This is a genomic window from Desulfoplanes formicivorans, from assembly GCF_001748225.1.
Classification (GTDB): Bacteria; Desulfobacterota; Desulfovibrionia; order Desulfovibrionales; family Desulfomicrobiaceae; genus Desulfoplanes; species Desulfoplanes formicivorans.
This window is the reverse complement of the sequence record NZ_BDFE01000015.1, coordinates 527,499-545,643: the sequence shown is the minus strand read 5'-3', so window position 1 is coordinate 545,643 and position 18,145 is coordinate 527,499. Positions and strand designations below refer to the sequence as shown.

The following is an 18,145-nucleotide window of genomic DNA, read 5'->3' as shown; positions in this document are numbered from 1 at the left end:
ACCCGCAAGAATACGTTACCATTCAACACCGATGAATGACGAACATTCAATCGTTGATGTTGACCGGATAGGTACACGCGCGCAGAAAGGACAAGCCTTACTGCTCCCGAAGGTGTAAGCCGATGGATTACTACTCACAACCTGCTAAACGGGTTACACGGACCACATGGATAAAAGGACGATAATGAACAGAGAGGGCAACATGCTGGAAATGCGAATTTGCTTGATTTCCAGTATGTTGATTCCGATACCTAAGATGAGGACCCCGCCTGTTGCCGTGAGTTGGGCAATAATATCCGGGGAAAACAGGGATTGGCACGAGGTGGCAAACAGCGTCAGTACCCCTTGATACAGCAAAACGGACACTGCGGAAAAAAGCACGCCAACACCGTAGGTTGTGGCCAGGACCACCGAGGTGAACCCATCGAGAACAGACTTGGTAAACAGCACTGAATGATCTCCACGGATACCCTCGTCAAACGAACCCACAATAGCCATGGCTCCGATACAAAAAATCAGGGAAGCCGAAATGAATCCGTCCGTGAACAGGGGGTTCTTGGACCGAATCATCCCCTTAAGACAAAGGGCCAGCCGCTCGAACAATTCTTCCAGCCGAAGCAGTTCCCCAAGGATCCCGCCCAAAAGCACGGCAATGATCACCATCAGGGCATTCTTCATGTCAAAGGCCATTTGCATGCCAATGACCAGGACACACAAGCCCACCCCCTGGAAGGAAACAATCCTGATGCGCTCGGGGAAACGCCCCCGGAGGACCAGTCCCACCACGCTACCCAAGGCTATGGCCGAAGCATTCACCAATGTACCAACAGGTACAATCATGTCCTTCTCCCGTGTACTTCATTTTCATTATGCGGCCGTATCCGCTCACAGCATGCTTCGGCACCCAAACCATCACAGACCGGCAAGGCCTTCGATCCGACGTTGGTACGCCAGAACCCCCTGGACCATCCCCTCGGCGAGCCGGTCCAGATAGGCCGTGGAGCGCAGACGCTTGGCCTCCGCCGCATTGGTGATATACCCCAGTTCGGCCAGGACAGCAGGCATTTTGGAGCCCATGAGCACATAAAAGGGAGCGCCCTTGACCCCGTGATCATTGACTTTGTACTTGGTCCGGACCTTGTTCAACGACTTGGTATGGATATCCTTGGCCAGATCTCTGGACTCGGTGATCTTGGAATTGAGCATCAGGTCGGTGAGGATGACCTGAAGATCACTGATTTTCTTCACCGAGACGGCATTTTCACGCGCAGCTACGCGAACAGCATCCCGTGACTTGGCCAGGTTGAGATAGTAGAGTTCCAACCCGTGAGCCCGCTTGTCCGGGCAGGCATTGCAGTGCACGGAGATGAATAGGTCGGCGTCTCTGGCATTGGCCATGGCCGTACGTTCCTCAAGAGGCACAAACACATCCGTGGTTCGGGTGTACAAGACCTTGAACCCCTTTTTCTCCAGCTTCTTTCCAAGGATCTTGGCCATCTTCAAATTGATGTCCTTCTCCCGGATCTTGTTGGCCACGGCACCAGGGTCCTTGCCTCCATGACCGGGATCAACCATGATCGTTTTGATCTTCAATCCCAGTTGTTCCACCAGACTGCGGGCCACACTTTTGCTCTGGGCATTTTGGGAGACAATGGTCGTGTTACTCGTGGACGCGCTGCGGGTGTCTGCAGGGGAAGGCTTTGTCCCGCCAGTCTTGTCCCCATAGACGTCAATAACCACCCGAAAAGGATTGGACAGGGAAAAAACCCTGAAATTATCGATGGAATCAATGTCCAGGACGACGCGGGCATCCTCTTTGGAATGCCTTCCCACCCGAATGGAGCGCAAGATGCCGTCGGCAACATGCTGCTCGGTTGCAATCTCCCTACCTACGCCCGTGTTTTTCAGATCAACAAAAAGGCGGTGCGGTGTTTTCAGGGAAGAATCAGGTTTGAGCAGGTGGTTGTAAAACCCGGTCTGTTCATCAAGATCCAGAACAACCCGGGTATAATCCTTACTTGACCAATGCCTGACCCTGACCAGATGAGCCGCCGTTTGGGTACCAGGCTTGGGCGATGCATGCGAACTCCGGGAAACGGTCTTCTTGGCCGGAGTTCTGGAAGTCGATGGAGCCGATGACAATGCGGACTTGGACGCGGATTTGGACGAGGAGGCACGAACCGTCTTCCGATTCGTTTTGTCCAGCTTTTCGAGCATCTTTTTGGCCTTGGGAGCCATATCCCCTTTGGGATACTTGTGGACGATCGAAAGCAATGACAGGTAGGCCTGATCCTTGTCTTTGAGCTGGTTCATTTCCACCTGGGCCCTGCGGAACAACGCGTCGTCAGCCCAGGAATGATCAGGAAACCGGAGAACCACCCGGGTGTAATAATCCACAGCCTTGAGGGCGTCGGACTTGAGCATGGAGATCTTGGACATCTCGTCATAGACACGACCAAGATAGAACAGGGATTTGGGCGCGTAGGAGCCCTTGGGAGACTGGGTGTAGGCGCGCTGGAAATGGTCCTTGACCGCATACCAGTGGGAACGATACTTCGCCTTACGCGGATTATCGAGCAGGCGGTGAAAATCCCTCCATCCCTGCTTGAATTCCTGGGAAGGATATGCGGAAAAGGCAGAGTCCGTTCCCCCTATGAGGAAGAACAGACAGACCAGAAGCATACAGGAAAGTATACGGGTATGTTGCGGCATGGAACCTTGGTAGAGCGATGTCGGGATGCTGTCAAAGGTTTACCCCAAGGCATGACCGGCATTCAAGATGGTCTTGCAAATCCATTTCCTCGGCACAAAGGAACAAACATGAATCAGCAAACATCGTGGCCGGCCCTGTTGATCACCATCATGGCATGTCTGCTTGTGGGTACGGGCTGCGGCCAAAAAATCGCCGTCGACCATGGCCGGCCTGCGCCCCCCAGGACGTCAACTCCTCCGAAGCACAAGGCCACGCAAAAAACCTATACGGTCATGGGGCAGACCTATACCCCCCTGCCTTCGGCAACCAACTACACGGAAACAGGCATTGCCTCCTGGTACGGCAGCAAATTTCATGGCCGATTGACCGCAAGCGGCGAAGTCTACGACATGCATCAGCGCACGGCCGCCCACAGGGTCCTCCCCATGCAGACATGGCTCACAGTGACCAATCTGGACAACGGCAAAACAACCCGGGTTCGCGTCAATGACCGGGGGCCGTTTGTCAAAAACAGAATCCTTGACCTCTCTTTTCAGGCGGCCAAGGATCTGGGTATTGTGGGACCGGGAACCGCCCGGGTCCGCATCCAGGCTGAAGGGACCCGGACAACGTGGCTAACCGGCCCTTTCTACGTGCAGGTGGGCTCATTCACCATCAAGGACAACGCCCTGAAGGTGTGCAGCAAGATGCAGCAACAGGGGTACGCCCAAAGCCGCATCCACCCCATCAACCTGAACGGACAAACATTCTGGCAAGTCCATGCAGGGAGCTTCGCGACCATGGCCGACGCCCAAAGCGCTTTGAAGCGACTTGCGGTACAATCCCCTTCAAGCTTTATTCTTGCGGATTGAGTTCTGCCCTGAACTTTCTGGAAATGCGAAACACGACCACCTTGCGGGGCGGCAGGATAATGCTTTCGCCCGTCTGGGGATTTCTTCCCTTGCGCGCGTTTTTCTCATAAGCCTCAAACTTACCGAATCCACTGCTCAACAGGGCGTAATCCTTTTTGATGGCCCGTTTCATAATGGAAAGCAGGCTTTCCACCTGATTCTTCACTTCAGCCCTGTTGCGGTTGGTCTTCTCGTAAATAGCGTTGACAATATCGGCTTTGGTCAATGTTCTCGAACTCATCGCTTTCTCCTGACAGGGTTAAATCGTTGGCAAAGGCTCCAAAGGATGGTTGATTGATCGTGTTCGTTCATGCGTTTTGAATAAGTGGCAAGACATGCTTATAGGCATCTTTACACAAATCGACAAGGTTTTTCAAGAGAAATAAGCAGTTAAACCACTATGATGACAAAAGGCGTATCTTTGTTCCCGGACATGGAAAAACGGCCAAAAATCCGCCCTGGCTTTCGGAGCCAAGGGCACCATGCAGGGCAGGCCAACTTATAACCATATGATATCATTCAACCATCCAGAACCTTCCCGCAAGCATCCCCCAACCTTTCCCGTATTCCTGCCTTTTCAGGGATGCCCGGGAAGATGCATCTATTGCTCCCAGAACCTGCAAACCGGTCAGCCGAGCCAATCCCTGTCCGCGCGCCTCAAGAACCTTGCAGATGATCTGGAAGCGCGCAAAAAGCGCCATTTGCCCCCCATTGGTCTGGGCTTTTTCGGAGGAACCTTCACGGCCATACCCCGGGAATGGATGCTCAGGTTCCTTGACGTGGGATTGACCTACAAGAAACAGGGGGTCATCTCCCACATCAGGTGCTCAACCCGCCCCGATGCCATTACGCCGGACATGCTGCAGATATTGGCCCGGGCAGGTCTGGACATGGTCGAACTGGGCATTCAGAGCTTTGACCAGGATATCCTTGACCGGGCCCTGCGGCACTGCGACCAAAAGACAGCCCTTGCGGCATGTACCATGATCCAGGAGGCTGGGCTCGAACTCGGCCTGCAAATGCTTCCCGGCCTGCCGGGACACAACTGGCAGACCTGGCAGGAGGACATACGCACATGCTGCACCATCCGCCCGCAGATCATCCGCCTTTATCCCTGCCTGGTACTTGAAGGAACCGTTCTGGCGAGCTGGTTTCGCCAGGGCACATACATTCCCCTGGACATGGAAGAAACCCTTTTCCAGCTTGCCTGGGCCATCAGACAACTCTGGTCCCATGGCATTGCTGTCATCCGCATAGGACTGACCCCCGAGCCCCTGCTTTTGGACAATGTCCTGGCCGGTCCCTGGCACCCCAGTCTGGGCAACATGGTCCGATCCAGAGCCCTTGCGGAAATCATTGAAGAACAGGTACACAGGTTGGGACATCCGCCCCGCTCTCTGAAGGTACCCACTAGGTACAGTGGAGAACTCTGGGGATACCGCAAGGGAAATGAGACCCGACTCGCCCGGGCGGGCATCACCAGAACAATGGTCCAATACACCCCTAACCCGTTCTTCACCCTGCAATAGGAACCGGTCAATATGCGGACCATGCAGCGCATGGCGCAATACCGGCTCTCTTTGAAATGAGGCCACAACCGTCCGATGGCACAGGGCTACACCCTCACGGACGCTGTCTGTTACCATACGCGACCATCACCCTGGTGCGCGCATACCTTCCAACCCACGATCACCATGACCACTTTATCGAACACGCTTCGTATCCATACCATAAGCCTCGGTTGTCCCAAAAACAGGGTCGATACCGAAGTCATGCTCGGCACCATGCTTTCGTCCATCCAGGCCGTAGACACTCCCGAACAGGCCGATGTCGTCCTCGTCAACACCTGCGGATTTATCGAGCCCGCCGTACAGGAGTCCGTTCAGACCATTCTGGAAACGGCCGACGCCATTGCAGACCTCAATCCCAAACCCCTCCTTGTTGTCACCGGCTGTCTGGTCATGCGCTACGAGCAGGAACTGCGTCAGGAACTTCCGGAGGTTGACCTGTTTGTGACCATTCCCCAACAAAAGGAGCTTCCAGCCCTCCTCAAGCAGGCTCTGCACCGGAACATACCCAACGAGAGAAGCCGGGCCTTGTCCACGTCACCGGGATACGGGTATCTGAAAATCAGCGAAGGCTGTGACAACGCATGCCGGTTCTGCACCATTCCTTCCCTGCGGGGGCCGCTGCGCAGCCAGCCCGTGGACACCATCGTGAACCAGGCCAAACACCTTCTGTCCCAAGGGGTCAAAGAACTGGTGGTCATTGCCCAGGACGTGACCGCCTACGGGAAGGATCTGGGCATGCAACACGGACTGGAAACCCTGCTTGAGCGCGTACTGCCCCTGGACGGGCTCGAGTGGCTCCGGCTCATGTACCTCTACCCGGCCGGTCTGACTAATGAACGTCTTGCATTTCTGGCCTCGTGCGGCAAACCTCTTGTTCCCTATCTGGACATCCCCTTCCAGCACTCGCATCCGGACATTCTCAGGACCATGGGACGCCCGTTCATGCATGACCCCCTGGAAATCGTCTCCCGAATCAGAACCCACATGCCCGATGCAGCCATTCGCACCACCATGATCGTGGGGTATCCCGGGGAAACAAACGCCCATTTCCAACATCTCGTGCAAACGGTCCAGGCCATCCGCTTCACCCACATGGGAGTATTCACCTTCTTTCCCGAAGAAGGGACTCCGGCAGCGGCCATGAAAGGACAGGTGGACCAAACGGTCAAGGAAGACCGCAAAACACGTCTTATGGAAATCCAGGCCGAAATCAGCAGGGAAAACCTGTGCGCGTATGCCGATACCCTCCAGCCGGTGCTTGTGGACGAACCCTGTCCGGAATGGGAAGGACTCTTTACGGGACGGACCTGGTTCCAGGCGCCGGAAGTGGACGGGGTCACCTATGTCAGCGGCCCCGGGGTTGAACCGGGAAAACTTGTCCAGGCACGCATCCACGAAACCAAGACCTACGATCTGGTCGGCCTGGTCGAGTAGTCTTCGGAAAGTGACAAACCAGACCATCTTGCCTATGCATAGGGTTTCTCCCAACCAGCACCCTGCCATCAACGCCCATCTTGCGAGGTTTTCATGCAACCATCCATGAAATTCAGTGCCCGCCATCCCCTGGTATTCGGTTTTCTGCTCATCTTCCTGGCCGTTATCCTGCTGACGGGCAGCATGTACCTGTTCGCCTCCCTCTTTTTTCCCAACGAACGCCCTGGCTGGCTGAGCAGAGGGGACAAGATCGGCGTGGTCAATGTGTCCGGAGTGATTGCCTCCTCCCGGGCCATTACGGCCTGGATCGACAAACTGCACCGGGACGACTCGGTCAAGGGGGTCATCATCCGGGTCAATTCGCCCGGCGGCGTGGTCGGACCGTCACAGGAAATTTTTCAGGCCGTCAGGCGCCTTGCCAAGGACAAGCCAACCATAGCCTCCATGGGAGCGGTGGCCGCCTCAGGAGGGTACTATGTGGCTGCCGGGGCTTCGGAAATCTGGGCCAATCCGGGCACCCTGACCGCCAGCATCGGCGTGAAGGTCAAACTCACGGATATCGGTGAAATGATGCAGAAACTGGGCATCAGGGAACAGACAATAACCAGTGGAAGCCTGAAAAACGCCGGAACCATGTTCAGGCCCATGACTCCGGAAGAAAAGCAGTATTTCCAGGAGCTGGCCAATGATCTTCACGGACAGTTCATTGCCGATATTGCCGCGTCCCGGCACATGGATCCCGCAACCATCAGGCCGTTGGCCGACGGAAGGGCCATGACCGGCAGGCAGGCCCTTGCAGCTGGCCTGGTTGACAAAATGGGCGGATTCGAAGATGCGGTACGCGGTCTCAAGAAAGGACTGGGCATTACCAAAGAAACCGTGCTCCTTGAAGGTCCCCCGGTCAAAAAACCACTGCTTTCCCGTATCCTGACCTCACTCAACATCATCCCGGAAAACGCGATCCCTTTTGGCCCGCAATGGGTACTCAGCTATGAATAAACTCACAATCATCATCCGACACGTGCAGGAAGGAGGACGTCTCAACCAGGAAGATGCCCTCCATCTGGCTCGCACCGCATCCATCCACGACCTGGGTCAGCTGGGGCACATGCGCAGACAGGCCCTCCATGGCAACAAGGCCTATTACGTCTACAACCAGCATCTCAATTACACCAATGTCTGCCAGAACGCCTGCACCTTTTGCGCCTACAGCAAACGGGAAGGGCAACCCGGAGGGTATGTCTACTCACGGGAAGAGATCCGTGACCGGCTCATGGCACGTATCAAGGAACCCATCCGGGAAATACATATTGTGGGAGGACTCAACCCGGCCCTGACCTACGACTATTTTCTGTCCATGCTCCAAACGGTCCGCGAAGTCCGACCCGAGGCCACCATCAAGGCGTTCACTGCCGTGGAAATCGCCTTTCTGGCCAAAGAATACAATAAATCCGTGCAACAGGTACTTTCGGATCTGCAGGAAGCAGGACTGAAGTGCATGACCGGAGGCGGAGCCGAGGTATTTGACACGAATCTGCGTCAAAAGATCTGCCCGGAAAAAATTCCCGGAACCCAGTGGCTGGACATCCACCGCACAGCCCATTCCCTTGGCATCTATTCCAACTGCACCATGCTTTTCGGCCATGTGGAAACCTGGGAAAATCGCATCGACCACCTCCATGCCCTCAGAAAACTGCAGGATTCCACGGGTGGTTTCCTCTGCTTCATCCCCCTGCCCTACCAGCCGGACAACAATGCCTTGGAGGCCAGTGGACCTGACGGGGAAGACTTTTTGCGCACCATCGCCATCTCACGCATCTACCTGGACAATATCCCCCACATCAAGGCCTACTGGGCCTATGCCGGGGTCAAAGCCGCCCAGATGGGCCTGTGGGCCGGAGCTGATGATTTCGACGGGACCATTGTCGAAGAAAAAATAGGTCATGCTGCCGGCTCGGCATCTCCCAAGGGGTTGGGTCAGGACCAGCTCTGCCAGTACATTGCCGCAGCAGGATTTACCCCCATCCAGCGGGATACCTTTTTCAACCAAGTCTAAATTGTCGCTGTTTCCCTTGACTTTTTTCCCTTCTCGGGGTTTGAAGCAAGTGATTTGTATCTGGTGATAACAAGCGAACCTGTTCGAGGAGGACCTGGCCATGGAAATGCTTTCCACATTGATCAACGGAATGCTGCACAGCTCGATTGCCGGAACCGTCGGGGTGTTGGGCATTCTGACCTATCTTGCCGCCATCATCATTGCGGCCATCTACCGCATTCGCGAAGGGATGAAGGAAGCCGAACATCATTAAAAAATTTCCTGTTGCCGAGGCGACAGAAACCAATGGAATCATCGACCACGAAAAAAGGCGCAGCAATCTGCGCCTTTTTTCGTACACGCCGTGCCAAACAGGACGTATCCCATGCGCGAAATCATCCTCATCAGCATCACCGGCCAAGATCAGCCGGGTCTGACTCAGGCATTGTCCACGGTACTTGCCCGGTACAAGGTGAACATCCTGGACATCAGCCAATCCGTGATCCACAAATCCCTCTCCCTGGGATTGATGATTGAGGTGCCAAAAGAATCGGAATCCTCACCCATCCTCAAGGACCTTCTCTACGCTGCCCACAACCTGGGAGTCAGCCTGACCTTTACCCCCATTGGCCCGGAACAGTACGAAACATGGGTGCAGGCCCAAGGAAAAAAACGCTACATTCTGACCCTGCTGGGCAGGGTCATCACGGCCGAGGCCCTGGCAGCAGTGGCCACCATCGTTTATGACAACGCTCTGAACATCGACGGCATGACCCGTCTCACCGGGAGGACCTCGTTTGCCGATCCCGATGATCATCCCAGGGCCTGCATTGAACTCTCCCTGCGCGGCACCCCCAGGGATCTCTCAGCCATGCATGCCCACTTTTTGGACATTTCCCGAACCATGGGCGTGGACATCGCCCTGCAGGAAGACAACATATTCCGCAGAAACCGGAGGCTCATCGCCTTTGACATGGATTCCACCCTCATCCAGGTGGAGGTCATTGACGAACTGGCCAAAGCTGCGGGCGTTGGGGATCAGGTTGTGGCCATCACTGAATCGGCCATGCGGGGAGAAATCGATTTCAAGGAAAGTCTGACCCGGCGCGTTGCCCTGCTCAAGGGGCTGGACGCAACCGTGCTGGAAGACATCGCAACCCGGCTTCCCCTGACCGAAGGGGCGGACCGGCTCATCTCCACCCTGAAACAACTGGGCTACAAGGTGGCCATCCTCTCGGGAGGATTCACCTATTTTGGCAAACATCTTCAAAAAAGGCTTGGTGTGGATTACGTCTTTGCCAACGATCTGGAAATCAGGGAAGGCCGGTTGACAGGAAACATTTGCGGAGACATCGTGGATGGTCCCGGCAAAGCCCGTTTGCTTCGGGAAATCGCCCACAAGGAACGCCTTGATCTCAACCAGGTCATTGCCGTGGGAGACGGGGCCAATGATCTGCCCATGCTCGATCTGGCCGGTCTGGGTATTGCCTTTCATGCCAAGCCCGTGGTCCGCAAGGGAGCAGGGCAGGCCATCTCCAACCTCGGGCTGGACGCGGTGTTGTACTTCATGGGCATCAGGGACAGGGAAACCGTTCTTACCCTGCACACCCCAAAGGGTTGATCAGAAACCCACCTTTTGGCAGAAGCCAAGACCGGACGCCTCGTCATTGCCCTTGCGTGCGACCTCACCTCTGGCCAAAGGTTGGCGGTTGGCCCACGAAAAACAACCCTGCCATCCAGGCCAGGAGAGCACATCCGGCCCGGCGTCCGTCAGCTTGCACCATGCATTTTTTAAGACATCTTTGAACCATGACCACTGATTACACAACACTTGCCCAACGTCTGGACCAGGCCCATGAGTGGCCCTGCTGCTATACCTTCAAGTTCATTGTCCCCAAGGCCAGACAGGAAGAGGTGGTCTGCCTGTTCGGGCCTGAAGCATTCATAGGCAAGACCGCCTCACGCACGGGCAAGTACATGTCCATAACCGTGGAAACCGGCATGGAATCATCCGCCCAGGTCATTGACGTCTACAAGCGGGCGGCAACCATCCAGGGGATTGTCATGCTCTGACCTGCGAATCAGTTGTCCGCGCTCCCGGGGATGAACCAGGCTCTTGTGCCATGCTTTTCGCGCCATTGACCCCAAGGTACACCAACATGTTCACCAAACTCTTTATCGCCTTTGCCGTGCTCCCGGTCCTTGAGATCTACGTTCTCATCCACGTGGGATCGCTTATCGGTGCACTGAACACCGTGATGCTGGTCATCATATCGGCTTTTGCCGGGGCCTGGCTGGCCCGAACCGAGGGCATGCAGACCATGCTGCGCATCCGGGAAAGCATGAATCGGGGCATCATGCCCACCAATGATCTTGTGGATGCGGCCATCATTCTGGTGGCGGGGCTGGTTCTGCTGACCCCCGGGTTCATCACCGACACCTTGGGCCTTTTGCTGCTCTTTCCTCCAACCCGGAAGATATTCAAGGACTGGCTCATGCGGGCCCTTAAAGACTGGATGAACAACCATCCCCCCACCATCACCTATTACGGACCATAAATCTCAGCAATCAGGGTCCTGTCATGACCTATACCCATCTTTCCCAATGTCTGGATGACCTGGAGCGTCACGGCCAGCTGGTGCGCATTGATCAGGAGATAGATCCCCATCTGGAAATGGGGGCCATCCAGCGGCGCGTCTTCCAGGCCGGCGGTCCGGCCCTGCTGTTTACCCGGGTCAAGGGATGTTCCTTTCCCATGGCCGGCAACATCTTCGGGACCGTGGACCGCATCCGGTTCATTTTCCGCAAGACCCTGCCCCGGGTCAGACGCGTACTTGCGGCCAAAGCCGATCCTTCGGTGCTCCTCAAACGCCCCTGGCAGGTGCCTTCCCTGGCCCTTGCCGCCTATCACGCCCTTCCCAGGAAAGTCTTTACCGGACCGATTCTGGAGCACGAAACCACCCTTTCCGACCTTCCCCAACTGGTCTCCTGGCCCATGGACGGAGGTCCGTACGTGACCCTGCCCCAGGTGTATACCCATTCTCCCCAACGACCGGGAATGCGCTTTTCCAACATGGGCATGTACCGGGTCCAGCTGGCGGGAAACGAATTTGTCCCCAACAAGGAAGTCGGTCTGCATTATCAGATATGCAGAGGCATTGGCGTCCATCATGCCGAGGCCATTGAAAAAAGCCAGGCACTTCGCGTCAACATCTTTGTGGGGGGCCCGCCGGCCATGACCCTGGCGGCCATCATGCCCCTTCCGGAAAACCTTCCCGAGCTCTTTTTCGCCGGTATGCTGGCAGGGCACCGTATTCCCATGGTGACACGATCCGGACATCTGCCCATGCCTGCTCAAGCCGATTTCTGCATCTCGGGCATTGTGGATCCCCATGCCCAAAAACCCGAAGGACCCTTTGGTGACCACCTGGGCTATTACAGCCTGACCCATCCCTTTCCCGTACTTAAGGTGACATCGGTGCTGCACCGGCCCCATGCCATCTGGCCCTTTACCACGGTGGGCCGCCCCCCCCAGGAAGACACCATCTTCGGGACCTTTATTCACGAACTCACCAGGGATCTCGTGCCCACCGTGTTTTCGGGCATTCACCAGGTCCATGCCGTGGATGCGGCCGGTGTACACCCCTTGCTCCTCGCCCTGGGAAGTGAGCGGTACGTTCCCTATGCCCCGGTGCGCAAACCCCGGGAACTGGTCACAAACGGACTGGCCCTTTTGGGATCGACCCAGACCTCCCTGGCCAAGTACCTGTTCATTGCCGCCCGCGAAGATGATCTGTCCCTGTCATGTCACCACGTGCCTGCCTTCTTCCGCCATGTTCTGGAACGTCTTGACCCCACCAGGGACCTCCATTTTGTCACCAAAACGACCATGGACACCCTGGACTATTCGGGAACGGGCTTAAACGAAGGCTCCAAGGTCATGTGGACGGTTGCAGGACCGCCCGTCAACCGCCTTGCAACCCAGCTGCCCACCCGGTTTCATCTCCCCGGGGCATTTACCAATCCCAGGGTGTTTGAACCGGGAATGCTGGTCATTCAGGGCCCCAGACACCAGCTTCCCAGAGACACAGCCGACCCGCTTGTGGACGTTTTGTGCAACACCCTGCAAAGCCAGGGGGACGATTTCGGCTTCCCCTTGCTGGTCATTGTGGATGACCCGGACTTTACCACCCGAACCTGGGATAACTTTCTCTGGGTCACCTTTACCCGTTCGGATCCGGCCACCGACATCTACGGCGTGGGCAGTTTTATCCGTTGCAAACACTGGGGGTGCACGGGCCCGGTGATCATTGATGCGCGCATCAAATCCTTTCACGCCCCGCTTCTTGATCCTGATCCGGCCATCGAAAAAAAGGTCGATGCCCTTGGCGCGCCGGGTGGTCCCTTGCATGGCATCATCTAAATGCTACCGAGCCTGGAGACATCCTCCCGTCAAGCCTGTTGTCTTCCGGTTCTGGGTAGACCATGCCAGCCCGCATCCCAAGGAGCACACGTCAGGCAGACACCTCTGCTAGGCCAAAATCAGGTCCATCCCTGCGTTGCATCCCGCCAACCTTTGGAGTAAATGGCCTTTGGAGTGTATCTGCTTCTAACCCATCCTCCCCTTCGAACCCATCCGATTCATGGAGAATCATTGATCATGCTCAATAAACAGCGCCTGCTCACCCCCGGTCCAACCCCCTTGCCCGAAGACGTCCGCCTGGCCATGGCCCAGGACATGATCCATCACCGCAAACCCGCGTTCAAAAAGATCATGGGCGAAATCCAGCAGGGGCTGCAGCACCTTTTCGGCACGTCGCAACCTGTTCTTCCCCTGACCTGTTCCGGCACCGGGGCCATGACGGCGGCAGTGACCAATCTTTTTCAACCGGGAGAAACGGTCCTGGTCATCGAAGGGGGCAAATTCGGGGAGCGCTGGTCCGCCATTGCCGAATCCCATGGGCTGGAAATGGTCATCCTTCCGGTTCCCTGGGGAAAACCCGTCAAGGTCATCGACGTCTTAAACAGCCTTGATCGCTGGCCAGCCATCAAGGGCATCCTCATCCAGGCATCGGAAACCTCCACAGGTGTTCTCCATCCCATTCAAGAAATCGGAGAGATGACCCGCAAACGCGACGTCCAGCTGGTGGTGGACGGAATCTCCGCAGTGGGTGTTTCCCCCTGTCCCATGGACGAATGGGGCATTGATTGCCTGCTGACCGGATCACAGAAGGGACTCATGCTCCCTCCGGGTCTCGCGTTCATAGCCCTTTCCCAACGGGCCTGGGAACGGGTGCACACTGTCAAATCGAAACAGTTCTATTTCAACCTGCCCAAGGAACGGCTGCAACTCGAACAGCAGCAGACACTGTTTACCCCGGGGATCAGTCTTCTGGTCGGTCTGGCCAAAAGCCTGGAACACTTCAAGGGGGACAAACTGCAACAGCTCTTTCGCAAGCAATGGGCCCTGACCATGATGGCCAGGGCCGGTATCTCGGCCATGGGTCTTGAACTTCTGGCCCTGGAACGATTCACCTGGGGGCTGACCTCCCTGCTCATGCCTCCGGGCGTTGACGCATCAGATGTTCTCGCAACCATGGCCCGGGATTACGGAGTCGTGGCCGCAGGCGGCCAGGGTGCCATGAAGGGAAAAATGATCCGGCTGGGTCACATGGGCCATGTGGACTGGAGCGATCTTCTGGCCGGTCTCTACGCCCTGCGTCAGTCCTATGTGGCTTGCGGGGGCTATTCCGGCTGTCAGAATTATCTGGAACTGGCCATGAAAGCCTACGAACAGGGGCTTGAACAGCATGTTTCCGCGTAGGCACCAGCTTGCAATAATCCGTTGATTGTACACACGAGAGCAGGGAGCCGACCCCATGAGTCTGCCCCTTGCGGAAACGATTCAGCCCAAGGAGTGCTCATGTCCGAACACAACGCCCCATGCGGGGAACATGAATCCCCGGATGCAACCCACCAGCGACGAGAGGCCGAACAAAAAGCCGCCCAGGAATACCACGAAACAGCCAAGGCAACAGATACCGGGCAGATGCCCAAACTCGACTTTTCCACCTTTGTCATGTCCCTGAGCTCCACGGTTCTGGTACATCTGGGCGAGATTCCCGACCTCCAGACAGGCAAAGCTGCCGTGAACATCCCCCTGGCCAAACAGACCATCGACATCCTGGGAATGATCCAGGAGAAAACCAAGGGCAACCTGACTTGCGAGGAAGAACGGCTGATCCGGGATCTTCTGTTCGAACTCAGAGTCAAATTCGTGCAACGCACAGCTTAATCGGACGGCCGGGATACCACCCGAGCCCATAGTTTCTCCCCGGGGCGTGACGCCGACGCACACAACCATCTCGCCGGGAACCAAAAGCACAGGGCCAGGATGCAGTGACCGACCAAAGGGCGATGATGGTCGGTTGGGCAACAAGGACCAGGAACAACGGACGTGTTGACCCGTCATGCATATGCTTTCGGGCTTGCAGAATACGTATCGCCAGGACGGATACTCTCGCCATGACACCAGACAACCCCCTGCAACACAAACCTTCAGCCGCCAGAAAGGCATTGGTCCTCGGAGGAAAAACCGGGCTGCTCGGGCAGGCCCTTGCCCACGTTCTCAAGGAACAACACTGGGACCTGCTTTGCCCCGGACGGGATGATCTGGACGTTTTTGATCAGACCAGCCTGGAAGCGTATATTGAACGGCACCGACCAAGCCACCTTTTCAATACCATCGGCTACACCCAGGTGGATCAGGCCGAAGAGGAAACCAGGGCAGCCTCCAGGCTGAACACCAGTTTACCCATACTCCTGGCCCGCATCGCCAAATCGTGTAACCTGTATTTCATCCACTACAGCACCGATTTCGTGTTCGACGGTAAAAAATCCATCCCCTACCTTCCCCAGGACGAACCCAATCCCCTGTCCGTGTACGGAACCACCAAGCTGGAAGGCGAACAGGGCGTCATGGCCCTTGGATGGGACAAAACCCTCATCATCCGGACAGCATGGCTCTTTGGCCCCTACAAGACCAATTTCGTGGACAAGATTCTCACCCTGGCCGCCACCCGCCGTTCCCTGGACATTGTCCACGACCAGGTCGGCTGCCCCACGTACACCATGGACCTGGCGTGCAACACCCTTGCCCTGGTCAAGGCAGGAGCACAGGGCATCTTCCATCTCACCAACACGGGACACGCCTCATGGTGCGAGCTGGCAGCCGAAGCCATTGCCTGCACGGGCGTCCCCTGCCATGCCAGGCCCATCTCCTCGGCCGACTTTCCCCAAAAGGCCGTCCGGCCAGCCTACTCGGTTCTGGACTGTTCGGATTTTGTCCGCGCCACAGGGTTGACACCGCGCCCCTGGATTCAGGCGTTGCGCGCCTATCTGTTTGAAAAAGACCATGCCTGCCTCACTGATCCAAGAGATTGATCCCTTGCCCACCAAAAGAACATGACGGTTCCCCAACTGTCTTGACAGCAAAATAATGAATGCGTATTTATATTTGGCACTCTATCTTAATGAGTGCCAAACAGGTGAATCATGGAACTTTCTCCCCGAGAAATCGATGTCCTGACGATCGTTGTCGACGAATACATTGCCACGGCAAAGCCAGTGGGTTCGCGGATTGTGGCCAAAAAATCACGCAGTAAGCTCAGCCCTGCGAGCATCCGCAACACCATGGCCGACCTGGCCGACAAGGAATTCCTTGATCAACCGCACACCTCTGCCGGCCGTGTCCCGACCATAAAAGGACTCCGCTACTTCCTGGACACCATTCTCCAGATCCCCCCCCTTTCCGGGCACGAAATGGATGCCATTTCGGACAACCTGGGTCACGTTGGCTCGGATCCTTCAGATATTTTCCGCAACACCTCACGGGTGCTTTCCTCCATTTCCAGACAGGCATGCCTTGTTCTGGGACCAAGTCAGGGCCACGTGCAGTGGAAACACATTGATTTTGTGCTCCTTACCCCGGGCAAAATCATGTCCATTCTGGTGCTCCAGGGCGGCATTGTTCGGAACAAGATCATTGACGTGGACATGGAGATCACCTCTGACGAACTGGTCAAGTACGCCAATTATCTCAACAGCCATTTCCAGGGGCAGCCTCTTGGTACGGTGCGGGAGAAAATCCGCGCCCAGATGCGTGCCGCCAAGCAGGTGTTCGACGCCCTGTACCAACGTGCCCTGATCCTTGCCAACAAGACATGCGCCACCGACACCCAACGCGAAATCTTCGTGGAAGGCGCGAGCAACCTCCTTGCCCAGCCGGAATTCAGTGACATCGAGGCCATGCGCGATATCTTCAAACTGCTTGAGGAACGCTCCAGACTTCTGGAACTCGTTGACACCATTTCCGATGAGGATGATTCGCGCATTGTCATTGGCCAGGAAAAATCCTGGGAAGATCTCGAATACTGTTGCCTGGTATCGTCCCCGTATACCATTTCCGATCAGACCGCCGGGATGATCAGCGTCATCGGTCCGGTGCGCATGAACTACGCGAAAATCATCCCCATGGTTGACTTTACAGCTCAAGTACTTAGTCAGATGCTTCAGTCGCGTTTCTAGCCCTTTTTCAGGGCGACGAATCACATCATTACCATTTATTTCAGAACGCACGCATGGACAGAACCTTTTTGTCATGCGAGTTGCCAATCATTGTCCATGCAGCGGGCCTCGACGCTCCCCAGGCTACCCTTGCGTCAGGTACTGTCACCCAAGGAGAAGGTCTCATGAAAAAAAACAACCAGGAAACCATGTCGGCCAGCGAACAGGCTTCCGAGAAGCAGGAAACCATCAAGGAAGAGGAAGAGATCAAGGAACCCTCTCTGGAAGAGGAGTATGCCCGGGTATGCGCCGAACTTGAAGACCAGAAAAAGGAGTCTCTGCGCATTCTGGCGGATGCGGAAAACCTCAAAAAACGCCTTGTCCGGGAAAAAGAGGAATTCTGCAAATTCGCCACCAGCGGGATCATCGAAAGCATCCTCCCTGTGGTGGACAATCTCGAACTGGCCCTGCAGCACGGCAAAAACGACCAGGCCTGCGACAATCTCGTTCAGGGCGTGGAAATGACCCTGAACATCTTCAAGGAAGTGCTGCAAAAAAATGGTCTGACCATTATCGGTCAGGACCATGTCGGCGCACCCTTTGATCCGTCCATCCATGAGGCCATGTCCCAGGTTGTTGATCCCCAGATGGACAGCGGTTGTGTCAATCAGGTTCTGCAGACCGGATACAAGCTCCACGACAGGCTGCTTCGACCCGCCAAAGTTGTTGTGACCAAGCAGTGTGACACCGACGACAAGTGATGTCCTGAACACGGCATATTCCAGACTTTTTACGTGCCTTCCCCTTTACAACATCATTTGGCGCATTATGATTCACTGCGAACGCCAATGCCTTGAGCTTGCGGACACGGCACGGGCAAGACAACAATCCACCCGACTCGGCATGTTGCTTTGTCTCACTGCTGCCGGAAGAGCCC

18 protein-coding genes are annotated in these 18,145 nt (G+C 56.0%); 15 read left to right on the top strand and 3 right to left on the bottom strand.

The genetic code is table 11. The annotated features are described in order from the left end of the window. Positions 1-153: 153 nt before the first annotated feature. Positions 154-837 (bottom strand): DUF554 domain-containing protein, encoded by a 684-nt coding sequence (locus DPF_RS07255; RefSeq protein ID WP_176724208.1) that lies wholly within the window; start codon positions 835-837, stop codon positions 154-156. A 75-nt stretch (positions 838-912) separates the two neighbouring features. Next, positions 913-2,712, bottom strand: coding sequence for an N-acetylmuramoyl-L-alanine amidase (locus DPF_RS07250; protein ID WP_069858470.1), 1,800 nt, complete (start codon positions 2,710-2,712; stop codon positions 913-915). Between the two features lie 108 nt (positions 2,713-2,820). Here DPF_RS07250 and DPF_RS07245 point away from each other — a divergent pair, with 108 nt between their 5' ends. Next, positions 2,821-3,564, top strand: a complete 744-nt coding sequence (locus tag DPF_RS07245; protein ID WP_069858468.1) for a septal ring lytic transglycosylase RlpA family protein — start codon at positions 2,821-2,823, stop codon at positions 3,562-3,564. On the opposite strand, the gene DPF_RS07240 is transcribed toward DPF_RS07245, so the two are convergent. Further along, entirely contained in the window at positions 3,548-3,844 is a 297-nt protein-coding gene (locus tag DPF_RS07240; protein ID WP_069858466.1) for an integration host factor subunit alpha, read from the bottom strand. The genes DPF_RS07245 and DPF_RS07240 overlap by 17 nt on opposite strands. A 268-nt stretch (positions 3,845-4,112) precedes the next feature. Here DPF_RS07240 and DPF_RS07235 point away from each other — a divergent pair, with 268 nt between their 5' ends. The 14 genes from DPF_RS07235 to grpE all read left to right on the top strand — a co-directional run bounded on the left by DPF_RS07235 (position 4,113) and on the right by grpE (position 17,969). Further along, on the top strand, positions 4,113-5,132 hold the full coding sequence (locus DPF_RS07235; RefSeq protein ID WP_069858464.1) for an elongator complex protein 3: 1,020 nt from the start codon (positions 4,113-4,115) through the stop codon (positions 5,130-5,132). A 165-nt stretch (positions 5,133-5,297) separates the two neighbouring features. Then, entirely contained in the window at positions 5,298-6,608 is a 1,311-nt protein-coding gene (rimO, locus tag DPF_RS07230; RefSeq protein WP_069858462.1) for a 30S ribosomal protein S12 methylthiotransferase RimO, read from the top strand. A 93-nt stretch (positions 6,609-6,701) separates the two neighbouring features. Then, positions 6,702-7,607 carry a signal peptide peptidase SppA gene (gene sppA / locus DPF_RS07225; protein ID WP_069858460.1) on the top strand — a complete coding sequence of 302 codons (906 nt, stop codon included), beginning with the start codon at positions 6,702-6,704 and terminating at the stop codon, positions 7,605-7,607. Continuing rightward, positions 7,600-8,664, top strand: a complete 1,065-nt coding sequence (gene mqnE, locus DPF_RS07220) for an aminofutalosine synthase MqnE (protein ID WP_069858458.1) — start codon at positions 7,600-7,602, stop codon at positions 8,662-8,664. The genes sppA and mqnE overlap by 8 nt, the downstream gene beginning before the upstream one ends. Positions 8,665-8,764: 100 nt before the next feature. After that, positions 8,765-8,917: a hypothetical protein gene (locus DPF_RS14040; protein ID WP_176724171.1), complete on the top strand. Its 153-nt coding sequence runs from the start codon at positions 8,765-8,767 to the stop codon at positions 8,915-8,917. Positions 8,918-9,028: 111 nt separating this feature from the next. Continuing rightward, positions 9,029-10,264 carry a phosphoserine phosphatase SerB gene (gene serB, locus DPF_RS07215; RefSeq protein WP_069858456.1) on the top strand — a complete coding sequence of 412 codons (1,236 nt, stop codon included), beginning with the start codon at positions 9,029-9,031 and terminating at the stop codon, positions 10,262-10,264. A gap of 188 nt (positions 10,265-10,452) precedes the next feature. After that, positions 10,453-10,716: a DUF493 family protein gene (locus DPF_RS07210; protein WP_069858454.1), complete on the top strand. Its 264-nt coding sequence runs from the start codon at positions 10,453-10,455 to the stop codon at positions 10,714-10,716. 86 nt (positions 10,717-10,802) lie between these two features. Further along, positions 10,803-11,201 carry an FxsA family protein gene (locus DPF_RS07205; protein ID WP_069858453.1) on the top strand — a complete coding sequence of 133 codons (399 nt, stop codon included), beginning with the start codon at positions 10,803-10,805 and terminating at the stop codon, positions 11,199-11,201. Between the two features lie 23 nt (positions 11,202-11,224). Continuing rightward, a complete protein-coding gene (locus DPF_RS07200; RefSeq protein WP_069858451.1) occupies positions 11,225-13,066 on the top strand; it encodes a UbiD family decarboxylase in 1,842 nt (613 codons plus the stop codon). A 237-nt stretch (positions 13,067-13,303) separates the two neighbouring features. Next, complete coding sequence (locus DPF_RS07195; protein ID WP_069858819.1) at positions 13,304-14,467, top strand: pyridoxal-phosphate-dependent aminotransferase family protein; 1,164 nt, start codon at positions 13,304-13,306, stop codon at positions 14,465-14,467. Between the two features lie 99 nt (positions 14,468-14,566). Continuing rightward, positions 14,567-14,938 carry a DUF1844 domain-containing protein gene (locus DPF_RS07190; RefSeq protein WP_218069965.1) on the top strand — a complete coding sequence of 124 codons (372 nt, stop codon included), beginning with the start codon at positions 14,567-14,569 and terminating at the stop codon, positions 14,936-14,938. A gap of 230 nt (positions 14,939-15,168) precedes the next feature. Beyond that, positions 15,169-16,086, top strand: coding sequence for a dTDP-4-dehydrorhamnose reductase (gene rfbD / locus DPF_RS07185; protein ID WP_069858449.1), 918 nt, complete (start codon positions 15,169-15,171; stop codon positions 16,084-16,086). Positions 16,087-16,197: 111 nt separating this feature from the next. Beyond that, on the top strand, positions 16,198-17,229 hold the full coding sequence (hrcA, locus tag DPF_RS07180) for a heat-inducible transcriptional repressor HrcA (RefSeq protein ID WP_069858447.1): 1,032 nt from the start codon (positions 16,198-16,200) through the stop codon (positions 17,227-17,229). 164 nt (positions 17,230-17,393) lie between these two features. Continuing rightward, on the top strand, positions 17,394-17,969 hold the full coding sequence (gene grpE / locus DPF_RS07175) for a nucleotide exchange factor GrpE (protein WP_083254535.1): 576 nt from the start codon (positions 17,394-17,396) through the stop codon (positions 17,967-17,969). Positions 17,970-18,145: the final 176 nt, after the last annotated feature.